The sequence below is a fragment of the Eisenbergiella massiliensis genome, from assembly GCF_003435485.1.
Genome location: NZ_QVLV01000003.1, coordinates 172,791 through 195,547, shown reverse-complemented (window position 1 = coordinate 195,547; position 22,757 = coordinate 172,791). Strand labels below are relative to the sequence as shown.

Here is a 22,757-nt window from a genome sequence, read left to right as displayed (position 1 = left end):
ATGGAACCCTGGTATCAGAGGACTTTTTTATGGGGACAGGTAAATCTGACCGAGGATGATCCGGTCAGATGCGATCTGTCTTTCTGGCAGGATTACTGGAAAAAGACCGGTGTGGAAGGCGTTATTATTAACTGCGGGGGAATTGTCAGCTATTACCGCAGCCGTTTTTCCTATCAGTATAAGGCGCAAGGGCTTGGGGAGCAGGACTATTTCGGACTGTGGAACCAGGCGGCCAGGGAAGCGGGACTTACCGTGATTGCCAGAATGGATATCAATTGTACCACGAAGGAAATGTATGACAGATATCCGGAGTGGTACTGCCGGGACAGGGAAGGGCGGCCCATCCTGAGTCAGGGAAGGTATATGGCCTGTGTGAACGGAGGCTATTACCAGGAGTTTATTCCGGAAGTGTTCCGTGAAATCATAGAAAAATATCATCCGGACGGCTTTGCGGACAACAGCTGGGCCGGGCCGGGAATTAAAACCATATGCTATTGTGAGAATTGCAGGAAGCTTTTCTTAGAGGAATGCGGCTGCAGCCTGCCGGAAAAAGCTGACTGGGAGGATCCGGTATACCGGAAATGGGTCAGCTGGAGCTATGCTACCAGAGTGAGAAACTGGAAATATTTTAATCAGGTGACCTCGGACTGTGGCGGGGAGGACTGTAAATGGTTCGGAATGCTGAATGCGGACCCGTTTTCCACCGGGGGAAGGTTTTATGATATCAAAAAACTTGTGCAGGATGCGCCGTTTATTTTCTGTGATCATCAGTCCAGGGACCGCAGCAGCGGCTTTGCGCAGAATTCCCTGAACGGGGCGCTGCTGCGGCTGGCTGCCGATGAGAATATAATTGTGGCGGAGAGCATGGCGCACTATTACAAAGGAGAGCGTACCTTCCGGCTTTCTGCGGGGCAGCGGCAGGAGGTACGCAAGTGGATGCTCACGGGGCTGGGCGGCGGGATCGCACCCTGGTTCCATTTTGTGGGAGGCGGTACGCAGGATAAGCGGAAGTTTTCCATTTCCCGGGATCTGTACCGTTTTGTGGGAGAAAATAAGAAGTGGTTCAGGAACCGTACAAATACGGCCAATGTGGGCGTGGTATGGAACCAGGAAAGCGCCATTTATTATGGAAGGGACAGGGCGGAGGAACGCAGTGCTGCCAGCTTTAAGGGAATGACGGAAAGCCTGTCCAGGGCGGGAATCCCTTTTCTGCCGATACATGCCGATGATATTGGAAAATATGGGGAGCGCCTGCAGCTTTTGATCCTGCCAAACCTTGCCATTTTAAGCGAAAGCCAGGAGGCGGCAGTGAGGGAGTGGCTTAAGCAGGGCAAGGATCTGCTGCTCACCTCGGATACTGGGCTGTATGACGCGCAGGGGGAATGGAAGGGCGCGGGCGCGCTGTATGAGGATATGGGGCTCAGGGTATGTGGAAAAGAGGAAGGGATTACCGGATCGGGTGAGGATAACTGGATGGTGCATGACAGCCATACCTATCTGGAAATAACACAGCCCGGCCATCCGGTATTTAAGTATACGCCGGACACACAGCTTTTGCCCTTCGGAGGCAGGCTGCGGGTAACAGAAAACGCAGGGGCCTTGCAGCCTCTTGGCAGTTACATCCCTGCCTTCCCCATTTATCCGCCGGAATTTTCCTGGATCAGGGAAAAAAGCGGGGAAGCGGCTGTTTATGCCGGAGAATTGGAAAGCGGTTCCCGGGTGGTATATTTTCCGGCGGATATTGACCGCTGCTATGCCAGATACCATATACCGGATCACCGCAGGCTGTTGGAGGGCGCGGTGAGATGGGCGGGGCGGGAGAGCTTTCCGGTTTCCGTGGAAGCGCCGGCCCATGTGAATTGCAATGCCTACCGTCATTTCTGCAGGGAGGACGGAGGGCAGGAGGAAAGTAAGGATGGAAGCAGGAGCAGCGGGCAGGGCCGGGATCGGGAAGGCGGAAAAACGGACTGTCTCCTGATTCATCTGGTAAACCTGGCCGGCTGTGACGTCCCTCTGGGAGCGCTGGAAGCCAATCTTCCCATCGGACCCGTGCGGATAACTTTGCGTGTACCGGAAGCAGGGGAGGAAGCCGTCAGCCTTATTTCAGGAGAGCATATCAGGATAACGGAAGAAAACGGAGAACGGGTAATCCTGCTTTCAAGGCTGGAGGAGCAGGAACTTTTAACCGTCAGCCTGAATTAAAAAACAATCAAATACCCCGCTGCAAGCAACGGGGTATTTGACCCTCGCGGCAGTCGCCAAATATCCATGCAAGCATGGCTACTTGGCTCGTTGCTCGCGGGAATAAAAGCACGTGACCGTGCGGAATGGAGAGAATGAAGATGAATATCGTATTATTGGAATCCCTTGGAATTCCGGAAGCGGAATTAAAGAAATATGCACAGGAGCTGGAAAAGGAAGGACATACCTTCCGCGCTTACGAAAAGAACACGGATCCGGCTGTCCAGATAGAAAGGGCGAAGGATGCGGATGTGATTATGCTGGCCAATATGCCGCTGTCGGGTGAAGTCATAAGAAGCTGTCCCTCCCTTCGGTTCATTGATGTGGCCTTTACCGGCGTGGATCATGTGGATTTGGAAGCTGCAAAGGAGAAGAAAATTGCGGTAAGCAATGCTTCCGGCTATTCCAATGAATCGGTGGCGGAGCTGGTGCTGGGAATGGCAATCGATCTGTTCCGTAAGGTTCCCCAGGTGGAGAAGCGGTGCAGGGAAGAGGGCACAAAGGACGGCCTGGTAGGCCGGGAGCTGAAAGGGCATACGGTGGGGATCATCGGTTACGGCGCCATAGGCTCGCGCGCGGCGGAGCTGTTCCATGCCATGGGCTGCAGGATTCTGGCTTTTTCCAGACACAGAAAAGAAAATGTGCCGGATTATGTTACCTATGTGACGCTGGAGGAGTTGCTTGGACAGTCGGATATCGTTTCCCTGCACTGTCCGCTGACGCCTGAAACAAGAGGGCTGATCAATGCGGAGAGGATTGCGCTGATGAAGAAAACAGCTGTGCTCATCAATGCGGCGAGAGGACCGGTGGCAGACTCCCGTGCGCTGGCGGATGCGCTGAATGAAGACCGGATCGCAGGCGCCGGGGTGGATGTCTTTGAAATGGAACCGCCGGTGCCGGCAGACCATCCGCTTCTGCATGCGAAAAACTGTCTGGTAACGCCCCACGTTGCTTTTGCATCGGAGGAATCCATGAAGCTGAGGGCGGATATTGTATTTGACAGCCTGCAGGAGTGGCTGAAGGGCGGACAGGTCAATACGGTGCTTCCGAGGGCGTGAACAATACAGGAGCTTTGCATATGAATAAATATTGGTATCAGGAGCAAGTAAGAATTTTGCAGACCGTGCTCCGGGAAAAGGACGCCGCGCAGTATGATGCGGCCGCGGTAGTCCGGTACATGAAGGAAACAGACAGCAACTGCCTGGTAGTCAACGCGGGCGGCGTGATGGATTTTTTCCCGAATAAAACGGAATTGGGCAGGCCGGGCAGATTCCTGGGCAGCCAGGATATCCTGAAAAGTCTGGTAAAGGAATGCCATGAAAATCAGCTCCGTATAATTGTGAGAGTGGATTTCAGGGGCGTGGAGAAGGAACGGTACGAGCAAAAGCCCCACTGGTTCGGACAGAATGAGGACGGCTCCCCGCTGATGGGATGGAATGACCGGATTTACAGGCCCTGCTATACCAGTTTTTACGGAAGCGGCCATGCGGAGGAATTTATCCGGAAGCTGTTACAGGAATATGATGTGGACGGCGTGTGGGAAAACTGTGTGATCTTCGGTTACGGCCCCTGCTATTGTCCCGGCTGCAGAGAAAGCTTCCGGGCCTACAGCGGCAGGGAGATTCCCTTCGGCGCCGATTATGCTTCCGGGGAATTCCGGGAATACAGGGAATGGAAATCCATCCGCGCCAGGCAGCATATGGACAGGATGCGGCGCACGGTAAAAAGCTTCGGGGAGGATAAGGCATATGTCTCCGAAATCTTCGGCATGTACCATGTCTCCACATCCCTTACCTCAGGAATCGATCTGTATGACGCCAAGGATAAATTTGATTTTCTGGTCAGTCCGCTGTTCCTGGACGGCAGCGCGCAGCCGGAGAAAAAATATGAGGATTACAGCCACGCGGCTTCCGGCATCCGTTTTTTAAAGGCCATTGCGCCGGAAAAGCAGAGCGTCGCCCTTTCGGGAGGGAACGGAACAAAATGGCGGTACGTAACAGCGCCCCGCCTGGAAAACCGGATATGGCTGTGGGAAGCGGTCAGCGCGGGAGGAAACCTGTGGAACAACTACTTTAACGGACAGTATCCGGGAAACGCCGTGGACAGAAGAAATGCGGGCGGGGAAAAGGAAATTTACCATTACCTGAAGGAAAACGCGCCGTTTCTGAACGGGCAGATACCGGAAGGGGAAACCGGTATCTTTTATTCCAGGGCCACCCGGGATGTGTGGGGAAAGGACAGCATGGCGGAGGATGAATACGGGACCTTCCTCCGGGGCGTGGAGCGGGTTTTGTTTGACTGCCATATCCCTTACCGTTTTGTGCCGGATCTGGATTTCTCCGATGAAAAATTAAAGGGACTGAAGGTGCTGCTGCTGCCCAATGCAGCCTGCCTTAGCGAAGAGCATATGGAGGTTATCCGCCGTTTTGTGGAAAACGGCGGCGGGCTTGTGGCTTCCTTCAGGACCTCCCTTTATGATGAAAAAGGACGCAGACGGCCGGATTTTGGCCTGAAGGATGTGTTCGGCTGTTCTTTTACAGGAATTGTCAAAGACACCAGATGGGACAGCTACCAGAAGGTGAGGATGGCGCACCCGGTTTTTGCAGGCATGGATATTGAGCGGACGGAAATGATAATGAATGAGGAGGAGACTCTTCTTTGCACAAAACAGAAGGCGGATTATGATATGGCGGCCTCCTATGTGCCCCCGATTTACAACCAGCCGCCGGAATATGCCTGGATACCGGAGGAAGAGACAGAATATCCCACCATACTGACAGGGCAGTATGGAAAAGGCAGGGTGGTCTATTTTTCCAATCAGACGGATAAAGCCTGCTTTACAAACGGCCATGAGGATTTTATCAATACCTACCGGAACGCGGTGGAATGGGCGGCAGGCGGGAACTTCTCTTTCACCGCCCGGGCGCCGGAGAGCGTGCACATTTCCCTGACCTGTGATCGTAAGAAGGGCGGCAGGAAGGTAATTTCCTTTGTGAACACCACCTCAGGGCCTTTCCGGCCAATACGCAGCCTTCAGCCGGTATATGATCTGGAGGTAAGGCTTCGGGGCGTTTCCCTGAAAAAAGCGGAAATCCTGCGGGAAGAAAGCCGGATAGAAGTGGAAGAAGAGATGGTGCAGAAAGACAGGGAAATCGTGATCCGGATTCCCTGCCTGCAGGAATTTTCAGCCGTATTTCTGGATACGGAGGAAGGAAGAGAAGGCTGAAGGTCCCTTTTAAACGACTGATTGATGCAGTATCGCAGGCGTTCCTGCGATATACAGGAGGTATATGATGAAAGAAAATATAGAAGCTTATTTTCAGGTGGGAACCATTTTGTGGATGAGTTATCCGCCCGCCATGTACGGACAGTCCTTCGGAAGCTATGAGGACTCGCTGCTTAAGGTTCTCAGGGATGATTTTTTCAGCTGTATTGAGCTGACGCAGATCAAGGACGATAAGCTCAGGGAACGGGTGAAGCACCTGCTTTCCCAGTCCCATATGAAGGTTTGCTACGGCGCGCAGCCCAGGCTGCTTTCCACCGGCTTAAACCCCAATGATATCGACGAAGAAGGACGAAAAAGGGCGGAGGAAACGCTGCTTGAAGGAATCGATGAGGCCGCTTATCTGGGGGCTGAAGGGATAGCCTTCCTGGCAGGAAAATGGCAGGAGGAAACAAAAGAGCAGGCCTATGGACAGCTTTTGAAAACCACGGTTCATCTGTGTGAGTATGCCAAAAGCAAAGGAATGTATGTGAACCTTGAAGTCTTTGATTATGACTGTGATAAAGCAGCGCTGATAGGCCCTGCGCCGCTGGCGGCAAGGTTTGCCGCAGATGTGAGGACAAAATGCCCGAATTTCGGACTGCTTGTGGATTTGTCCCATTTTCCCACCACCTATGAAACGAGCCGGTTTGTGATACAGACCCTGCGCCCCTATATCACCCATCTTCATATAGGAAACGCGGTGATGCAGCCCGGCTGTGATGCCTATGGGGATAAACACCCCCGTTTCGGCTATCCTAACAGCGCCAATGACACGATGGAGCTACTTGACTTTTTCCGGGTTTTAAGGCAGGAGGGCTTTTTCAGGAAGGAAGAGCCGATGGCGCTGTCCATGGAGGTTTCCCCAAGGCCGGAGGAGGATGCGGATATCGTGCTGGCAAATACAAAAAGGGTGCTGAGGAGAGCCTGGGCACTGCTGGAGGATGAAAAGGACTGAGAGCAAATATGAAAATAGTTATATTAGACGGATTTACGGAAAATCCCGGCGATTTAAGCTGGGATGGGCTGAGGGACTGCGGGGATCTTACGGTTTACGACAGGACGCCGGCCGATTTGACAGCGCAGCGTATGCAGGGCGCAGAAGCCGTGTTTACCAACAAGACCATAATTTCCGCGGAAATCATGGAGAAATGTCCGGCGCTGAAATTCATCGGAGTTCTGGCAACCGGAGTGAATATTGTGGATATAAAGGCCGCCTCCGACAGGGGAATTGTGGTATCCAACGTACCGGCCTACGGTACGGCTTCCGTGGCTCAGTTTACCATGGCGCTTCTGCTGGAGCTGTGCCATCATGTAGGCGCCCATTCCCAGGCGGTAAAAAACGGGGAATGGGGCAGCTGCCCTGATTTCTGCTTCTGGAAGTATCCGCTGACAGAGCTTGCCGGAAAAACAATGGGCATTATCGGCTTTGGCAATGTGGGACGGACCGTTGCCCGTATGGCGCTTGCCTTTGGGATGAAGGTGCTGGCGTACAGCCACCATGAAATTCCGGGAGAGCTCTTAACGGATGGAATCAGAAGCGTGGATTTGGAGGAGCTGTACCGGCAGGCGGATGTCATATCCCTGCACTGTCCGCTGTCTGAGAAAAATACCGGAATGATCAACAAACAGTCCATTGCCAGGATGAAGGACGGCGTTTTCCTGATCAATACGGCCAGGGGACCGCTGATTAATGAGGCGGATTTGAAGGAAGCCCTGGAAAGCGGCAAGGTGGGAGGCGCTGCGGTGGACGTGATTTCCCGGGAACCGGCTGCTGCGGATAATCCGCTGCTGAAGGCCCCAAATATGATAATAACGCCTCATATCGCCTGGGCTCCCAGGGAAGCCAGGCAGAGATTGATGGATATCACCGTGGAAAACATGAGGGCCTATCTTGACGGCAGGCCGATACATGTGGTGAATATGTGAGAAAAACGAATCGGCAGTTTTGCATATTTACTGTGCTGGCTGTCGCAAAATGATTCAGACTTAAAGAAGAGGAACCGGAGAATGAAAATAGGATTTATAGGGTTGGGAATCATGGGAAAACCCATGTGCAAAAATTTATTAAAGGCAGGACATGAGTGTACGATATATGATATTGTAGAAGAAGCGGCCAGGGAAGCTGTGGGAGCCGGCGCGGTAAAATGTGAAAGCGCGGCGCAGGCTGCTTCCGGCAGAGAGCTGGTAATCACCATGCTGCCCAATTCCCCGCAGGTAAAGCAGGTGGTTCTTGGAGAAAACGGTATCGCGGACGCTATGGACGAGGGCTGTATTTTCGTGGACATGAGCTCTATCGCCCCCCTGGCATCAAAAGAAATCGGCGCGGCCCTGGCCGGCAGAAATATCGAGATGCTGGATGCCCCTGTTTCCGGCGGGGAGCCAAAGGCTGTCGACGGGACGCTTTCCATCATGGTGGGCGGAAAGAAAGAGGTTTATGACAAAGTGAAGGAGGTGCTTCTGTGCATGGGCAGCAGCGCCGTATACTGCGGAGAGCTGGGCGCGGGAAATACAACGAAGCTGGCCAATCAGATTGTAGTGGCCCTTAATATTGCAGCCTGTGCGGAAGCCTTTACTTTATCCAAGAAGGCCGGCGTGGATCCGGAGCTTGTTTTTGACGCCATCCGGGGCGGGCTGGCCGGTTCTACCGTTATGGACGCCAAGGTACCTATGATGCTTGACGGCAATGATAAACCGGGCTTTAAAATCGATTTACATATCAAGGACTTGAAGAACGCATTGGAAACCGGACACGGCGTGGGAATGGGACTGCCTCTCACCGCGCAGGTGATGGAGATGATGCAGCAGCTTGTGGCGGATGGATTTGGAGGAAAGGATCATAGTGCACTTGTAAAATACTACGAGAAAATGACCGGAGAATCCATCAGGCGCTGATTGTCCGGTCAGACCCATAAAAATTTTGCTGCGAGGAAAATAGTATGCGTGAGGATGCTTTTCAAATTATACAAAAAACAATAGCCGATTGCCTGCCCGACAAGGCGGTCCGGGATTCTCTCCAAAAACTGGACTTTACCGGGAAGGTTTACGTGGTTGCCATCGGGAAGGCCGCATGGGTTATGGCCAAAACGGCTTCTGTTTTTCTGGCTGACCGGCTGGAAAAGGGAATTATTATAACAAAATATGAACATTCCAGAGGTGCGCTGGACAAATTTGAAATCATAGAAGCGGGGCATCCCACGCCGGATGAAAATTCCGTTTTGGGCGCCGGGAAGGCTGTGGAGCTGGTAAAGGAGGCGACGCAGGAGGACACGGTGCTTCTCCTTCTTTCAGGAGGCGGTTCCTCCCTTGTAGAGCTTCCCATGCCGGGGCTCACCCTTGCCGACATTCAGGAGGTAACCAGGCAGCTGCTTTTCTGCGGCGCAGGGATTACGGAAATCAACGTGCTGCGCAAAAAGCTGTCCGCCATGAAGGGCGGTAAATTTGCCAGATACCTGAAAAGGGCAAAGGCATATTCTATCATCCTTTCCGATATCATCGGGGATAATGATGATATGATAGCCTCAGGCCTGACTTATCCTGACGATTCCACAGCGGAGGAGGTAAAGCAGATTATAGAAAAATATCATCTGCAGCTGGAAAAGAAGGTGGAAGATATTCTGCTGAACAGCCAGCCCTGCCGGGACATCCAAATCGAAAACCATGTGGTGGGAAGTGTAAAGGATCTTTGCCGGGCGGCAGCAGAGCATGCAAAAGAGCTTGGCTACCACCCCTACATACTGACAGCCTCCATGCAGTGCGAAGCCAAAGCCGCCGGAAAGTGGATTGCTTCCTATGCCTCCTCGGATTATGAAAAGCCCTTTGCCGTCATTGCGGGAGGCGAGACTGTTGTGAAGGTGACCGGAAAAGGCCTGGGCGGCAGGAACCAGGAGCTTGCCCTGAGCGCAGCCAGGCAGCTGAGCGGCAGGGAGGATGCCCTTTTGTTCTCCTTAGGCTCAGACGGAACCGACGGCCCCACCGACGCGGCCGGGGGAATTGTGGACGGAAGCACGGTAGGCCAACTGGAACAGCTGGGGGTGGATGTGGATCAGGTGCTGAAGAACAACGACTCCTATCATGCGCTTAAGCTGGTGGACGGACTGATAATGACCGGGGCTACCGGGACGAATGTGAATGATGTTGCTGTTTTGCTGTGCAGATAATAGGAAGTGACCAGAACTTAATTCTTCTGCATCCATTACCGGAGAAACACTTCAAACTGGGTTACCCGGGTTTGAAGCACAAAGTTCACGATGAATGCGCCCTTGAACTTGATGAACAGGCAGTTACCTTCGCCAAAGGCTGTAGGTTCCGGCTTCACCAGATGGCGGAGGAGACCCATATTTGTCAGATAGATTTTACAGGGAAAAATATGCAACTCAACCAGAGAACACAACATGCAATCACTTTTTTATAATGTTTTATGTGTGTCTCATCACACTTTTATCTTTTATAAATAATTATGGAACAAAACATGCAAAGAGAAGGACAGGACTACACTATTCCGTGGAGTTCGGTCCTTCTTGTCATAGTAGCTAATATGAGATTGCACATGTGCTTATGGCAGAAACGGAAGCAAAAAATTAATCTATTCAGCCGGCCCCGATTTACGACCCCGTAGACTTATAATGTCTCACCCCCACCCGCCAAAGCAGATAACACGGCAGCAGAAACACCACCCCCGCCCCCGGCAGCAGCCCATACCACCATTTTCCCCGCCCCAACACGAAAAGCAGCGGATAATACTGCACACAGGCATAAGGAACCACAAAGGTTGCGAACAACAGGATCTTCTTTCCATAAATATCAAAAGGATATTTCCCATATTCTCTTGCCCCGTCCGTGAGCACATTCATAAATTCCAGCCCTTCCAGCGTGAAAAAGCAAATAGCCGCATATATCAGGAAAATTCCCGCAAACAAAGCGGTTCCTCCAAGGAGCATAAAAATAAGGACCACGATTCTGGAAAAGCTCCAGTCAACCGTACCCACAGAAAGACTGTAAGCAAAAATAATCACAGCCTGTACCATACGCCCCAGCCGCGTAAACTCAATGCGCTGTCCCAGCACCTGAAGCACCGAACTGCGGGGACGCACCATAATCCGGTCGAAGGTTCCATTCCCAATAATGGAGGAAAACTGGTCAAACCCTCTTGCAAATGTCTCCGCCAGGGAAAATTCCATCAGAAGGATACCGCAGCACAGCAGCACTTCGCCATAGCCGTAGCCCCTTACGTTCCGGAATCTTTGGAACATAAAATACATGCCCAGAAACACATTAAAGGATGCCAGAAACTGCCCCAGGGCAGTCAGGAAAAAGGAGGTTTTATACTGCATGGTGCTTTTGAGCTGTATCATAAAATACTGCTTATACAATTGCAGATTGCCGACCAGTCTTTTAATCAGCCCTTCAAACAGTTTTCCGTCAGGCCCATTCTGATTTTTATGAATTGCCATATTCATACGCTCACCCTCCCTGCACCACGATCTTTTTCATTGCCCTGTATTCCAGTGCCTTACCGCATGCCAACATGGCGAAAAACCAGAAAATCTGCAGAATAACAGCCCTTTGCAAGGCCGCCCCTGCCAAATCCCCGCTGTATACCCGCAGAGCCACATTCTGCATGGCGGCAAAGGGCAGCAGTTCCATCACCTTCCTCACCGCATCGGGAAAGAAAGGAAGCGGAATGATTGCCCCCTGGAAAAACTCCACCATAGACAGCGAAACAAGCCGTATGCCATCCGGCGAAATGGTAAAAAACGAGAGCATATAAATGATCATGCAAAAGGCCACCACATTCAAAAGCCCCAGCGCCAGTGTCAGGAGGAACACAAGGAAGCAGGCCGGACTTGCCGGCGCGCCAAGCCCGTAGGGAGCCGGGATGAAAACCGCTACAAGAAGAATGGGAAAACAGCGCAGTACGGCGCGTGAGAGCCTTGTCGCCAGGCTTCTGGAAAACCACATATTATAGATTCCAAAGGGCCTGCATAATTCATAGGAAATATTCCCGTTTTTAATGGATTCGAAAATTTCCCCTTCCATGAGCCAGGCCATAAAAAGCGCCAGAAATGCCTGCTGCATCCAGATATAGGAGCTTGTGGCCTGAAGGGTCATGGGAAAGGAAGAGGGATCCGAATCATAAAAAGCACGGAAGGTAAGGATTTCCATAACTCCCCAGAAAAACTGTGTGACGATCCCGGCCAACGCCGCTGCCCGGTACTGCAGTCCCGTATTAAAACGCAGGCGGAAAAAAGAAAGATATTTTTTCATGGCCGCCCTCCTAAATATCATACTGCTGATACAGGGAGGCCACGGTTTCGTCAATGCTTTCACCGCCCCGGCGGATATCGTCCAGCGTGCCGTCCATAAGGATCCTGCCTTTCCCGATAAGCAGAATCCTGCTTGCCAGCGCTTCGATGTCCTGCATATCGTGGGTGGTGAGAATCACCGTGGTGTGATGCTCTGCGTTAAGACGCCTGATAAAATCCCTGACAGCCAGCTTGGAAACGGCATCCAGCCCGATTGTCGGCTCGTCCAGGAAAAGAAGCCTTGGAGAATGCAGGAGAGAGGCCGCGATTTCACAGCGCATCCGCTGGCCCAGGGAAAGCTGCCTGGTAGGCGTGCGCAGAAGCTCGGACAGATTTAACAGCTCCGTCAGCTCCTCCCTGTTTTTCCGGTAAACGGCATCATCAATGCGGTAAATATCTTTTAAAAGCTCAAAGGAATCGGCAACAGGGACGTCCCACCACAGCTGGGAGCGCTGTCCGAAAACCACGCCGATATCCGCCACATGCCGGATGCGGTTTTCCCAGGGAATCCGGCCGTTTATGACGCAGGTCCCGCTATCCGGAGTCAGAATTCCGCTGAGGATTTTGATTGTAGAGCTTTTCCCAGCGCCGTTGGGCCCTATGTAGCCAACCATTTCTCCGTCCTGAATCGTAAAAGAAACATCGTCCAGCGCCCTGATTTCCTCGTACTCACGGTGGAACAGGCTGTGGAAGGCGTTGATAAAGCCCGCGTCGCGCTTGGCAACACGGTAGGTCTTGGTGATATGCGACACTTCGATCATGTAAAAAGTCACCCCTTTCCGGTGGTATACATTGCAGTGTTTCCGAAGGTATTAGTCCAATATGGCCGTAAAATGGGCAAAAATGTGGCAGGCCATCACCGGCAGTTCGGCGGCATCGGGAGAATACCACAATAGTGTGCTAAGTCAGAACACATAATAATGTATACGAATTAAAAACATAACAGGAACAAAAAAGAAATTTTACCGGTATTTCCTTCTCCAGAAGGTACCGATTAAGAAACGGGGATAGCTCCCTGTATAAAGAACAATGAGAGGCTGCTTGGAGCACAGCATCACTGTCTGAATTTATCAGAACCGTCATTTTTTATTTATGGACGGACTTATAGAATAGCATTTCACCGTACAGGAGTCAAGAAAATAGCGTACAAAAATAAAGGATAAAAATTGTGCAATTATCCCAAATATTGTATTTTTATTGCAGCTGAACAGTTCCTGCTTCTTTTAAAAAGGTTCAATAAAGATTTTTGACTTCCGTACAGAACTTTGCTATAGTGGGAAAAAGATATGGAGGAAAATCCTCTGCTCGCATAGAGCTCGCATTTTGCTCCGCAAAACAAGGAGGAAAATCCTCTGCTCGCATAGAACTCGCATTTTGCTCCGCAAAACAAGGAGGATTGGCATTGTTTTCTTATATTTTATTTGATCTGGACGGAACTGTCAGCGATCCGAAGGCGGGAATCACCGGCAGCGTGCAGTATGCGCTGCATGCGCTTGGTATTGAAGAGCCTGATTTGGACAGGCTGGAGCCGTTTATCGGGCCTCCGCTGCGAGACAGCTTTCAGGAATATTACAATCTGAATGAAGAGCAGACGGAGTTTGCGGTAAAAAAGTACAGAGAACGTTTTTGTGCAAAGGGGATTTATGAAAATATTTTGTATCCGGGGATGAAGGAGCTGCTGAACCGGCTGAAGGAGTCGGGCTGTCATCTGGCTGTGGCCTCCAGCAAGCTGGAGGTTTCGGTGACAGAGATCCTCCGGTATTTTGCTATCGGGGATTGTTTTGAAGTTACCGTGGGAAGCGAGCCGGATGGAAGGCGGAGCAAAAAAGAGGAAGTGGTGGAGGAAGCACTGCATCGTTTTTTCACGGACGGTAAGATCCCATTCGATGATATTGTTATGGTAGGCGATAGGAAATTTGACATTGTTGGCGGAAAAGAATACGGGCTTCATCAAATCGGCGTTACTTATGGATATGCGCCGGAAGGGGAGCTGGAAGAAGCCGGGGCGGAATATCTGGCGCACAGCGTGGAAGAGCTGGGACGGATACTGCTTGGATAAGGCGCAGTCAGGAGGAGTAAGAAATGAACGGAGAAAAAAGCAGGTACACGCATATTTTGTTTGATTTGGATGGAACGCTGAGCGATCCGAAGGAGGGAATTACCGGCAGCGTACAGTATGCGCTGAAGGCTCTCGGGATAGACGAGCCGGATGCGGATAAGCTGGAGCCTTTTATCGGTCCGCCGCTGAAGGACAGCTTTCAGGAATTTTACGGTTTGAATGAGGAACAGGCGGATTTTGCAGTGCAAAAATACAGGGAACGCTTTAAGGAGCAGGGGATTTTTGAAAATACTCTTTATCCGGGCATGAAGGAGCTGTTAAAACGACTGAATGAAGCCGGCTGTGTGCTGGCTGTGGCCTCCAGCAAGCCGGAGGTTTTTGTCAACCGGATTCTGAATTTTTTTGGTATCGGCGATTGCTTTAAGGTAGTGGTGGGAAGTGAGCTGGACGGCACGCGCAGTCGGAAGGAAGAAGTGGTTTCGGAGGCGTTGGGACGTCTGTTTCCGGATGAAAATGTTCCATATGAAAGCATCGCCATGGTGGGGGATCGGAAATTCGACATTTCAGGAGCTCTGGAGTTCGGCCTCCATCCGATAGGAGCCGCCTATGGTTATGCCGGGGAAGGCGAGCTTGAGGCGGCCGGGGCGGAGTATATTGCGGAGAATGTAGAGGATTTGGGCTTATTTTTATTAGCAGGAAAAATGTGAGCTGACAGGAGCGGATATGAGAATCGGCGGAAAGAAAGAGACGGAAAAGAATATAAAAGGCCGTGCAGATAAAAATACGGTGTATAGAGCGCTTTTTTCCGTATTGGGGGCTCTGCTTGTGTATGAAGCGGGGAAAATGGCAGGCCTGCTGTTGGCAGGAGCGCTTATCGGCGGCGGGGAAAATGCGGAAGAAATACTGAATTCAGGTCTGACCGGGGGGCTTGAAAACCTGATTATGATTCTCACCGGAGGGCTGGCCTGTTTTGCGCTATGGAAGCCGTTTCTTCATTTTCGGCCCGCAAAACGGACGGATCGGAAAGAAATACTGCCGTTTTTTATCATGGCGGCGGCGCTGGCGCTGGGGTTGAATATCCTTATGGCATTTCTGCAGCTGGATCGGTTTTCCGAAACGTTCCGGGAGGTGTCCAGGGCTCAGGCCGATGTGCCGCTTTGGCTGGGGATAGTGCTTTACGGCCTGGCAGCGCCTTTTTCCGAGGAGCTGGTTTTCCGGGGCATCATTTATGGAAAAGCAAGAGATATCTTCGGGGTTCCGGCGGCCATGGTTTTTTCCGGCCTGATATTTGGAATTTATCACGGGAATCTGGTGCAGGGTATCTATGCAGCGTTTCTGGGAACCGTGCTTGCATGGACGATGGAACATACGGGAACCCTGCTGGCGCCCATGATATTCCATGGGATAGGGAACATAACCGTGTTCCTTCTTATCGACGCGGCAGGCCTGGGCGGGGCGCTGGCAAGGCCGTGGATTTGTGCGGCACTTCTTTTTATCAGTGTGGTATGCTTCCTGCAGCTGCTAAAGGGCGGTAAAGCAGGAAAATCTCAAAGCTCCATCCTGTAAAGCAGCTCATGCTGCCTCTTCACCCGTTCCTTCACCTGCGCCAGAAAGGATTCCGGCCCCAGTACCTTTACCACGGGCCCGAAAGAAAGCACATCAATCAAAAGCTCGGTTTCATCCGCCGAATCATAATAGATCGAACAGAGCCAGCAGCCGTTTTCCTCATCATATTCCGTATGCTTTTCATAGCTGGCGAAATGGAGCATGCACCGTTCCAGAGAGTTACGTTCGCCGCTGATTTGCAGCAGCACAGGCTCTTCGGCCCGGCTTACCGGCTGGAATCTGTATCCGGTGACAGATTCCGGGACATGTTCGGAGGAAAGCCGGCATTCCCTGATTTTTGCAAAATTCAGAAGCGTGTTGATACGAAAGGCGCCGCGGCTGTACTTCAGGCAACAGAGGCGGAACTTATCATCCTTGGAAGAATACTGTATCTGATAAGGCGCCGCTTCGAAGCTGCGCGTCTGCCCCTCCTTTCCTTCATAGGTGATCAGAAGGATTCTCCCCTCCCGCAGCGCACAAAGCGCTGTCTGAAAATGTGCCCGGTACACCTCCGATTCCACAGGATCCCCGTCCGTGTACCGATCATAATAATGAAAATCCCCATCATTGTACAGCGGCTGTACCTGGGAAAGCTCCCGGGTCAGCCTGGCGATATCCTCATCCGTAAGAAACAGCCGGATTCGCCGATCCCGGAGAAGCGCCTTCAGCCACGACTTCTGCAGGCTGCTTAACGGCGTCCGGGGAGCCTGGGAAAGCCTGGAACGATACTCCTTTTCCCCAGCTTCCTCAAGCAACGGCCAGGCGCCTGAGGTCAGCTTCGGCAGAATGGCAAGAGCCGTCTCCTGAAAGCCATGCGACAAAGCGATTTCTTCCATCCTTTTTACGGAAACAGGCGTATCCTGCGCCTCCGCCAGAATCCGCCGCACCACATCAAAATAACAGCTGTATATTTCATGAAATAATTCCATTGCAATTCCCTTCCACATTCCGCAGCGCCTTACATTTCAAACTGCGGCAAACCTGTAAACGCAGCGCGTTCCCACACTATGGCTTTCCGGTACGCCCGCGTCCTCTCAGCAGTCTTCGTCCTTTTCTTCCTCCTCAGAAGGCCCCAGGCCATCCCCGCTGCAGTACATCCGGTACATCCGTTCCCAGTCAACCGTAATTTTATCTATGGATGCCTGACTGCTGCCCTGTATATCCAGAATTCTTCCGGTAAATGTTTTCACCCACGAAAGCATTTCATTGGTATCAAAAAAAGCGCCGCTGTAAAGATATTCATTTTCCCGTATCCTCAGAACCTCACCGCCCCGGCCCTCTCTGGTCAGCCGGTTTATAATGTAAGGCTCCTTTTTTTCATCAATCCATAGCTTGATTACGACCTCCTCCAGCCGGGAATTGCTGCCGCCGAAGGAAACACCCCAGCAATGCGCCAGATTCCGCGCCAGCTTTTCAGTCAGCTCCTCATAGTACGGACATGCCTCCAACAGGCGCAGCTTCACAATACAATCCAGGCGCACATTGTTAAAACGCCGCCCCATCTCCTGATAAACGCATAAATACCGCCTTCCGGTCCGCGTGCTGACAAAAATCTTCAGCGGCACGCCCTCCAGGGAAGACATCCGTCCGCTGCGGCTGCCCTTAACCTCCATGCAAATCCGCCGCCGCTCCCGGATTCCGGACAGCGCCTCCGCCAGAACCCCGTCCTCCAGCGTATGTACAATAAAGTGATGCTTCCACTGGAAATAACAATTCTCCTCCCCGGCCTGATCTAACAGCGTGCTTCCCACAAAACCAAAGGGCGCGGCCTCCTGAAAAAATTTCACCGCGTCCAGCAGGCGTTCCCGGATACCGGAATCCTCCGGCCCTTCCAGAAAACCGTCTGCCGTGGAGTAGACCAGCGCCTTCCCCTTTTTCTCAGAAACGAGCAGCCCCAGCTTCTCATATTCCCGAAGCTTCAGCCGCACCGTCTGGCTGTCGAACACACAACCATAAACCTCTGAAATTTCATCACAGACCTCCCCCGCCGACAGCCCCTCTCTGTGCTCCATGAAAAGATCCAGGATAAAAAAATGCAGCAGCAGATCATTATCCGTAAAGCTTTTGGATTTCCACGCGGCAAACAGAGGGTTCCCGGCCACCGATTTCCCATCCACGCTGATATATACATGCTTTCCCTTCCCCGTATACCCGGCCTTCGTATACTCCCCCAGCCAGCTTTCCACACGCCGCCTTTCATTATCATAGGTTCTGGCGCTCTTCGCATCAAAGTCACTGCGCACCTTAAACCCATAAACATAGAACTGGCGCATATAATCCCTTATTTTATCAAAATTCTTAATTAATTCCTGAAATTCGCTCATGGCAAAGCTCCTGTGTCGGGTATATTTTTCAAAATGCCGAATCTATGCACTGCTGTCCGGTTCCTGTGTCCTGGCGGCATCCTCCCGGCAGACACCACCCCCGGGAGGACGCCCCCAGGATACCGACTATATTCAAATTATACGATCCTCGCAACTTTTTTTAAATGATAAAAATTTCCAAAACCCATAAAATGAGCATGTAACCGAGATACCTATACAAACACAAAAAGAATTGGAAAGGGGATGAAGATATGTTTGTTATGTATGAACCTGATAACATGAAGGTTCCGGTAAAGGTTTGGCTGAAAGAGGAAAGCAATTTGGAAAAGGGGTGCATGGAGCAGGCGTATCATCTCTCAAGACTTCCGTTTTTACATAAGTGGGTGAGCCTGATGCCGGATACGCATACCGGGATGGGGATGCCAATCGGCGGTGTGATTGCGGCGGAGGATGTGGTGATTCCCAATGCGGTGGGCGTTGATATCGGCTGTGGCATGGCTTATACGGAAACGAACATTAAGGTGGAGGATATTCGCGGGGTAATGACCGGAAACGGGAGCCTGCTGCAGGCGATTATCGGAGATATTATGCGCAATATCCCAGTGGGTTTTGGCCATCATAAGACTGTAATGCCGTGCTATACCCTGGATATGGCCTTTGAGGAGATGGAAAAATATGAGGAGGACGCCGAGCTTCTGGGACAGCTGGAGGCGGGATATTTCCAGATAGGGACGCTGGGAGGCGGAAATCATTTTATTGAGCTTCAGGAGGATGATAATGGCTATTTGGCCGTGATGCTTCATTCGGGAAGCCGTCATTTCGGAAAATCCGTGTGCGATTACTTCCATACAAAGGCTCGGGAACTGAACCGGAGATGGTACAGCGAGGTGCCCGATGAGTACCGGCTGGCTTTTCTGCCAGTGGATACGAAGGAAGGGAAGCAGTATCTGCACTGGATGCAGCTGTCCATGGATTTTGCCAGGGAAAACCGGGAGAAAATGCTTCTGGCCGTGAAGGCGATTCTGGAAAAATGGATTGGGAAATATACCGATCTGCAGCTGGAATTTTCCGGTGATATTAACTGCCACCATAATTATGCGGCGCTGGAAAACCATTTTGGAAAAAATGTGTGGGTGCACCGCAAGGGCGCCGTGCGGGCCGGAAACGGTGAGCTGGCGGTGATTCCCGGGGCCATGGGGAGCTACAGCTATGTGGTGATGGGGAAAGGCAATCCCGACAGCTTCTGTTCTTCCTCCCATGGAGCAGGCCGTCAGTATTCCAGAAAGGGCGCCATGCAGGCCTTTACCTGCGAGGAGGTAATTCTGGATCTGCAGAAAACAGGCGTGATTCTTGGAAAAAAGAACAAGAGCGACGTGGCCGAGGAAAGCCGCTTTGCCTATAAAAATATTGAAGAGGTCATGGATAACCAGACCGATCTGGTGGTGCCGGTAAAACGGCTGAAAACCATAGGAGTAGTGAAAGGCTGAAACTGCCTGAGGTTCGCCTGCCGCAGCGTATCCGGGAAAACCGGACGCTGCAGCGCGCCTCAACGGTGCCGTTTGTCTCTGACAGGATGGCATGCCGGGCAGTGGGCATAGATGATATCCGCAAAAAACGGATACGCTAAAAGACATGATGTGTCGTGGGTTCGAATCCCACCGTGCTTCGTCACGTAGCTAAGCTGGTATAGCAATCATTCAGAAACATCTTATCAATGTTTCAACCAACCAGAAAAGAGAACTGTCCCGTTCCGGCCCGGGAAAAAAGGAAGGAAATGCCAGCAAAACGGCAGGTACCGGCCGGATTTTCCGAAAAAGGCAGTCCCTTTTGAGCCAGCGTCCCTTTGGATACCGTTTCCCTGGGAGCAGCGCCGGGAATCAGCACCTTTGATTTCCTGCCTCTGTCTGAGGCGATATACGGGCCGGCGCCGCCGGACTTACGATCGCCTTGTTCCGGAGAAACTGAAGGAAGGACCCGCACAAAAGGGATGGGACGGGGCAGATATCTTTTTTCAAAAAAGAAAAAATCATGTGGCCTGCAGCAAAAATCCAATATCAGTCCAAGTATCTGATTTGTTGTGAAATCGCTGCCTGGCAGCAAATAAATATGGAAAGGAAGTGCTGCTATGACACACTATATTATCAAAGAACAGGAAGCCGGCTATCTTTGCCGAAACGGAAAGTTTCTGCGCCTTCTGGCTGCCGGTAAATATACATATCCCAAAGCCCTTGGCTATGACGTACAGATTGTACCAATGAGCGGGGAGGTAAAAACCTGCGGCATTCCGGAGAATATCCTCATGCAGGATAAGGAGTTTTCTGCACGTGTGGTAAAAGCCGCTGTGCCGGACGAATGCATTGCCATCCGTTTTGTCAACGGGGCATACAAGGAAGTGCTTACAAAGGCGGAAACCCTGTTCTGGAACGTTTATGAAAAAAACGAATTCAAACTGGTGGATATTACCCAGCCCTGCATGGAAGATACCCTTCCCCGCATCTATATGGACCTGATGCCCGTAAAATTCTATAAAAAAATCACCATCAAGGATGGGGAAACAGGTCTGTTGTATTTTGATATGCACTACGAAAGAAGGCTGGCCACGGGCACCTATTATTTCTGGAATTACGGACGGGAAGTAACCTGCAAGATTTTCAACATGAAAATCCAGAAGCTGGATATTTCAGGACAGGAAATCCTTACCGCCGACAAGGTGGGCATCCGCCTGAACCTGGTGGTAAACTACCGGATCACCAATCCGGAAAAACTGGTGGAAAAGGTGGATGGCGTATCCGGCCTCCTCTACACCAGGGCCCAGCTGCTGCTCAGGGAACAGGTAGGCCGTTTCCGTCTGGATGAACTGCTCAATCAGAAAGAAGAGCTGTCTGCTGTTATTCTGGAAAAAATGAAGGAGGGACAAGAGGAATACTGCGTGGAAATCGTAAATGCAGGCATCAAGGACATCATCCTCCCGGGAGAAATCCGCGAAATCATGAACACCGTCCTGGTAGCGGAGAAAAAGGCCCAGGCCAACGTCATCATGCGCCGGGAGGAGGTGGCATCCACAAGGAGCCTTCTGAACATGGCGAAGCTGATGGAAGAGAACAGGACGCTGATGCGCCTGAAGGAAATGGAGTATCTGGAAAAAATCTGCGATAAGGTGGGCAGCATTACGTTGAACGGCGGAAAAAGCGTTCTGGATCAGCTGTCGGAGCTGGCAGCAGGAAGGGAATTTTCTATGGAAGCGGCGGGAAAGACCAGAAGCCAGGGGTAAATTGTGGGAATGCGGGTAGACATCCGGTTGCCGGGAGTTCCTGTTTATAAATGAAAAAAATAGCATGATAGCAATCATCAAGCCACAAAGAGGCAGACAAAGGTCTCTTTGTGGTTTTTTTGTATTCACTCTCCGGTCGAATGCGGCATACATGTTTTTCTATAGTATTTGTCCTGTGGAATAAAAGTACTCTGGGCAGGCATTGCGGCGTCCAAACACGGATGATTTATTTTCACGTCTGAAAAATCTTTCCCTCAATTCTGTTAATTTGAATACCTGTCATAGCTGTTTATAAAAATTGGGAGGCGATTTATTACTATATTTATGTTGACTAATATGTTATCTAATGCTAAAATGATAAAAAACAAAAATAAAAAATAAAATATAATAATAAAAGAAAGAAAAGGAGAATGTGATGAGAAAGGTAAAAATCAGCGATGTAAAAGTATTCTGTCTGGCACCTTCGGACGGGTTAAATCTGGTGATTGTAAAAGTAGAAACAGATAGACCGGAAATATATGGGCTCGGATGTGCAACATTTTCCTATCGGTATAAGGCGGTAGCTTGTGTTGTAGAAGAATACCTGAGACCGTTACTGATAGGAAGAGAAGCAGTCCGTACAGAGGAATTATGGCAGCTGATGAATCAAAATGCTTATTGGAGAAATGGAGGAATTGGCAATAACGCTATTTCAGGTGTGGATATGGCTCTTTGGGATATTAAGGGCAAATTGGCAGGTATGCCTGTATATGATCTTCTTGGAGGAAAATGCCGGGAAGCAGTTCCTGTATACTGTCATGCAGAAGGCAATACAATTGAAGAAGTGATAGAAGATGTGCGAAGGCTGAAAACAGACGGGGTACGATATATTAGAATTCAGTTAGGGGGATATGGCGGCAGGCCAGCTGCAGAATATAAGCCTGACGGTGCTTTAGATGGTATTTATTTTGATCCGGCCTCCTATTGTCGGGAAACTCTTAAGATGTTTGACGCCATAAGGGAAGAATTTGGGGACAGCATTGAATTACTTCATGATGTTCATGAAAGGCTTCGGCCGGCAGATGCCCTGCGTTTTTCTAAAGAATTGGAGAAATATTCCTTGTATTTTCTTGAGGATGCTTTCAGTCCGGAACAGGCGGATTGGTATGATGTAATTCGGAAACAGAGTGCAGTTCCGATTGCGGTAGGGGAATTGTTTAATAATCCAAGGGAATGGAAGGAACTTCTTATCAGGAAGCAGATAGATTTTGTGAGATGTCATATCAGTCAAATCGGCGGAATTACGCCGGCTAAAAAACTGGCAGTATTTGCGGAACAATTTGATGTCAGAACGGCATGGCATGGTCCGGGGGATGTATCACCGGTTGGACATGCAGCCAATATACATCTGGATTTATCCAGTCTGAATATGGGAATTCAGGAATGGGCCGGTATTAATGAGATATTGCATGAAATTTTCCCTGGCTCCCCGGAATTAAAAAATGGGTACGTGTATATAGGTGACAGGCCAGGTCTGGGAATTGAATTTGATGAAACCGCTGTCGAAAAATATCCCTGTAATGATAATGTTACAGTTTGGACCCAAACAAGATTACCTGACGGGACTATACATAGACCATAAAACGAAGATAATTTGTATATGTAATGGCCTTTAAATGCTAACTAATTGGTAAAAAAGAAAACAATTAAA

General features: G+C 50.7%; 18 protein-coding genes. 13 read left to right on the top strand and 5 right to left on the bottom strand.

The features are described from left to right. The 7 genes from DXC51_RS06050 (at position 1) to DXC51_RS06020 (ending at position 9,663) form a co-directional block, all read left to right on the top strand. Positions 1 to 2,202, top strand: coding sequence for an alpha-amylase family protein (locus DXC51_RS06050; protein WP_117544105.1), 2,202 nt, complete (start codon positions 1 to 3; stop codon positions 2,200 to 2,202). Positions 2,203 to 2,342: 140 nt separating this feature from the next. Beyond that, a complete protein-coding gene (locus DXC51_RS06045; protein WP_102287857.1) occupies positions 2,343 to 3,299 on the top strand; it encodes a 2-hydroxyacid dehydrogenase in 957 nt (318 codons plus the stop codon). A gap of 20 nt (positions 3,300 to 3,319) precedes the next feature. Continuing rightward, a complete protein-coding gene (locus DXC51_RS06040) occupies positions 3,320 to 5,467 on the top strand; it encodes an alpha-amylase family protein (protein ID WP_117544104.1) in 2,148 nt (715 codons plus the stop codon). 67 nt (positions 5,468 to 5,534) lie between these two features. Further along, the gene (locus tag DXC51_RS06035) at positions 5,535 to 6,461 is read left to right on the top strand and encodes a sugar phosphate isomerase/epimerase family protein (protein WP_117544103.1); all 927 of its coding nucleotides are present in this window, start codon (positions 5,535 to 5,537) and stop codon (positions 6,459 to 6,461) included. 8 nt (positions 6,462 to 6,469) lie between these two features. Next, positions 6,470 to 7,432, top strand: coding sequence for a D-2-hydroxyacid dehydrogenase (locus DXC51_RS06030; protein ID WP_117544102.1), 963 nt, complete (start codon positions 6,470 to 6,472; stop codon positions 7,430 to 7,432). Between the two features lie 81 nt (positions 7,433 to 7,513). Next, the gene (gene garR, locus DXC51_RS06025; RefSeq protein ID WP_117544101.1) at positions 7,514 to 8,398 is read left to right on the top strand and encodes a 2-hydroxy-3-oxopropionate reductase; all 885 of its coding nucleotides are present in this window, start codon (positions 7,514 to 7,516) and stop codon (positions 8,396 to 8,398) included. 44 nt (positions 8,399 to 8,442) lie between these two features. Next, complete coding sequence (locus DXC51_RS06020) at positions 8,443 to 9,663, top strand: glycerate kinase type-2 family protein (RefSeq protein ID WP_117544100.1); 1,221 nt, start codon at positions 8,443 to 8,445, stop codon at positions 9,661 to 9,663. A gap of 444 nt (positions 9,664 to 10,107) precedes the next feature. Here the strand turns inward: DXC51_RS06020 and DXC51_RS06010 are convergent, their stop codons facing one another. From DXC51_RS06010 to DXC51_RS06000, 3 genes are read right to left on the bottom strand one after another with little or no spacing between them, the layout of a single operon-like run. After that, positions 10,108 to 10,962, bottom strand: coding sequence for an ABC transporter permease (locus tag DXC51_RS06010; protein WP_330413806.1), 855 nt, complete (start codon positions 10,960 to 10,962; stop codon positions 10,108 to 10,110). A gap of 4 nt (positions 10,963 to 10,966) precedes the next feature. Next, positions 10,967 to 11,770 carry an ABC transporter permease gene (locus DXC51_RS06005; RefSeq protein ID WP_117544099.1) on the bottom strand — a complete coding sequence of 268 codons (804 nt, stop codon included), beginning with the start codon at positions 11,768 to 11,770 and terminating at the stop codon, positions 10,967 to 10,969. Between the two features lie 10 nt (positions 11,771 to 11,780). Next, the gene (locus DXC51_RS06000) at positions 11,781 to 12,569 is read right to left on the bottom strand and encodes an ABC transporter ATP-binding protein (RefSeq protein ID WP_021638311.1); all 789 of its coding nucleotides are present in this window, start codon (positions 12,567 to 12,569) and stop codon (positions 11,781 to 11,783) included. Positions 12,570 to 13,210: 641 nt separating this feature from the next. Here DXC51_RS06000 and DXC51_RS05995 point away from each other — a divergent pair. The 3 genes from DXC51_RS05995 to DXC51_RS05985 are packed head-to-tail and all read left to right on the top strand — an operon-like array spanning position 13,211 to position 15,433. Continuing rightward, positions 13,211 to 13,867, top strand: coding sequence for an HAD hydrolase-like protein (locus DXC51_RS05995; protein WP_102287874.1), 657 nt, complete (start codon positions 13,211 to 13,213; stop codon positions 13,865 to 13,867). Between the two features lie 23 nt (positions 13,868 to 13,890). Next, positions 13,891 to 14,574 (top strand): HAD hydrolase-like protein, encoded by a 684-nt coding sequence (locus DXC51_RS05990; protein ID WP_117544098.1) that lies wholly within the window; start codon positions 13,891 to 13,893, stop codon positions 14,572 to 14,574. A gap of 16 nt (positions 14,575 to 14,590) precedes the next feature. Further along, positions 14,591 to 15,433 (top strand): CPBP family intramembrane glutamic endopeptidase, encoded by an 843-nt coding sequence (locus DXC51_RS05985; RefSeq protein WP_117544097.1) that lies wholly within the window; start codon positions 14,591 to 14,593, stop codon positions 15,431 to 15,433. On the opposite strand, the gene DXC51_RS05980 is transcribed toward DXC51_RS05985, so the two are convergent. Both DXC51_RS05980 and DXC51_RS05975 read right to left on the bottom strand, forming a co-directional pair. Then, entirely contained in the window at positions 15,415 to 16,401 is a 987-nt protein-coding gene (locus DXC51_RS05980) for a WYL domain-containing protein (protein WP_117544150.1), read from the bottom strand. The genes DXC51_RS05985 and DXC51_RS05980 overlap by 19 nt on opposite strands. Positions 16,402 to 16,506: 105 nt before the next feature. Continuing rightward, positions 16,507 to 17,796, bottom strand: coding sequence for a WYL domain-containing protein (locus tag DXC51_RS05975; protein ID WP_117544096.1), 1,290 nt, complete (start codon positions 17,794 to 17,796; stop codon positions 16,507 to 16,509). A 251-nt stretch (positions 17,797 to 18,047) separates the two neighbouring features. On the opposite strand from DXC51_RS05975, the gene DXC51_RS05970 reads away from it, so the two are divergent. From DXC51_RS05970 to DXC51_RS05955, 3 genes are all read left to right on the top strand, one after another. Further along, positions 18,048 to 19,283, top strand: a complete 1,236-nt coding sequence (locus tag DXC51_RS05970; protein WP_117544095.1) for an RtcB family protein — start codon at positions 18,048 to 18,050, stop codon at positions 19,281 to 19,283. A 638-nt stretch (positions 19,284 to 19,921) separates the two neighbouring features. Then, on the top strand, positions 19,922 to 21,067 hold the full coding sequence (locus tag DXC51_RS05960) for a slipin family protein (RefSeq protein WP_117544093.1): 1,146 nt from the start codon (positions 19,922 to 19,924) through the stop codon (positions 21,065 to 21,067). Between the two features lie 415 nt (positions 21,068 to 21,482). Then, a complete protein-coding gene (locus tag DXC51_RS05955) occupies positions 21,483 to 22,688 on the top strand; it encodes an enolase C-terminal domain-like protein (RefSeq protein ID WP_117544092.1) in 1,206 nt (401 codons plus the stop codon). Positions 22,689 to 22,757: the final 69 nt, after the last annotated feature.

Bases quoted from the DNA above. Each gene is read 5' to 3' on its own strand.
- DXC51_RS06050 (WP_117544105.1), top strand. From the start codon at position 1: ATGGAACCCTGGTATCAGAGGACTTTTTTATGGGGACAGGTAAATCTG.
- DXC51_RS06045 (WP_102287857.1), top strand. From the start codon at position 2,343: ATGAATATCGTATTATTGGAATCCCTTGGAATTCCGGAAGCGGAATTA.
- DXC51_RS06040 (WP_117544104.1), top strand. From the start codon at position 3,320: ATGAATAAATATTGGTATCAGGAGCAAGTAAGAATTTTGCAGACCGTG.
- DXC51_RS06035 (WP_117544103.1), top strand. From the start codon at position 5,535: ATGAAAGAAAATATAGAAGCTTATTTTCAGGTGGGAACCATTTTGTGG.
- DXC51_RS06030 (WP_117544102.1), top strand. From the start codon at position 6,470: ATGAAAATAGTTATATTAGACGGATTTACGGAAAATCCCGGCGATTTA.
- garR (WP_117544101.1), top strand. From the start codon at position 7,514: ATGAAAATAGGATTTATAGGGTTGGGAATCATGGGAAAACCCATGTGC.
- DXC51_RS06020 (WP_117544100.1), top strand. From the start codon at position 8,443: ATGCGTGAGGATGCTTTTCAAATTATACAAAAAACAATAGCCGATTGC.
- DXC51_RS06010 (WP_330413806.1), bottom strand. From the start codon at position 10,962: ATGAATATGGCAATTCATAAAAATCAGAATGGGCCTGACGGAAAACTG.
- DXC51_RS06005 (WP_117544099.1), bottom strand. From the start codon at position 11,770: ATGAAAAAATATCTTTCTTTTTTCCGCCTGCGTTTTAATACGGGACTG.
- DXC51_RS06000 (WP_021638311.1), bottom strand. From the start codon at position 12,569: ATGATCGAAGTGTCGCATATCACCAAGACCTACCGTGTTGCCAAGCGC.
- DXC51_RS05990 (WP_117544098.1), top strand. From the start codon at position 13,891: ATGAACGGAGAAAAAAGCAGGTACACGCATATTTTGTTTGATTTGGAT.
- DXC51_RS05985 (WP_117544097.1), top strand. From the start codon at position 14,591: ATGAGAATCGGCGGAAAGAAAGAGACGGAAAAGAATATAAAAGGCCGT.
- DXC51_RS05980 (WP_117544150.1), bottom strand. From the start codon at position 16,401: ATGGAATTATTTCATGAAATATACAGCTGTTATTTTGATGTGGTGCGG.
- DXC51_RS05975 (WP_117544096.1), bottom strand. From the start codon at position 17,796: ATGAGCGAATTTCAGGAATTAATTAAGAATTTTGATAAAATAAGGGAT.
- DXC51_RS05970 (WP_117544095.1), top strand. From the start codon at position 18,048: ATGTTTGTTATGTATGAACCTGATAACATGAAGGTTCCGGTAAAGGTT.
- DXC51_RS05960 (WP_117544093.1), top strand. From the start codon at position 19,922: ATGACACACTATATTATCAAAGAACAGGAAGCCGGCTATCTTTGCCGA.
- DXC51_RS05955 (WP_117544092.1), top strand. From the start codon at position 21,483: ATGAGAAAGGTAAAAATCAGCGATGTAAAAGTATTCTGTCTGGCACCT.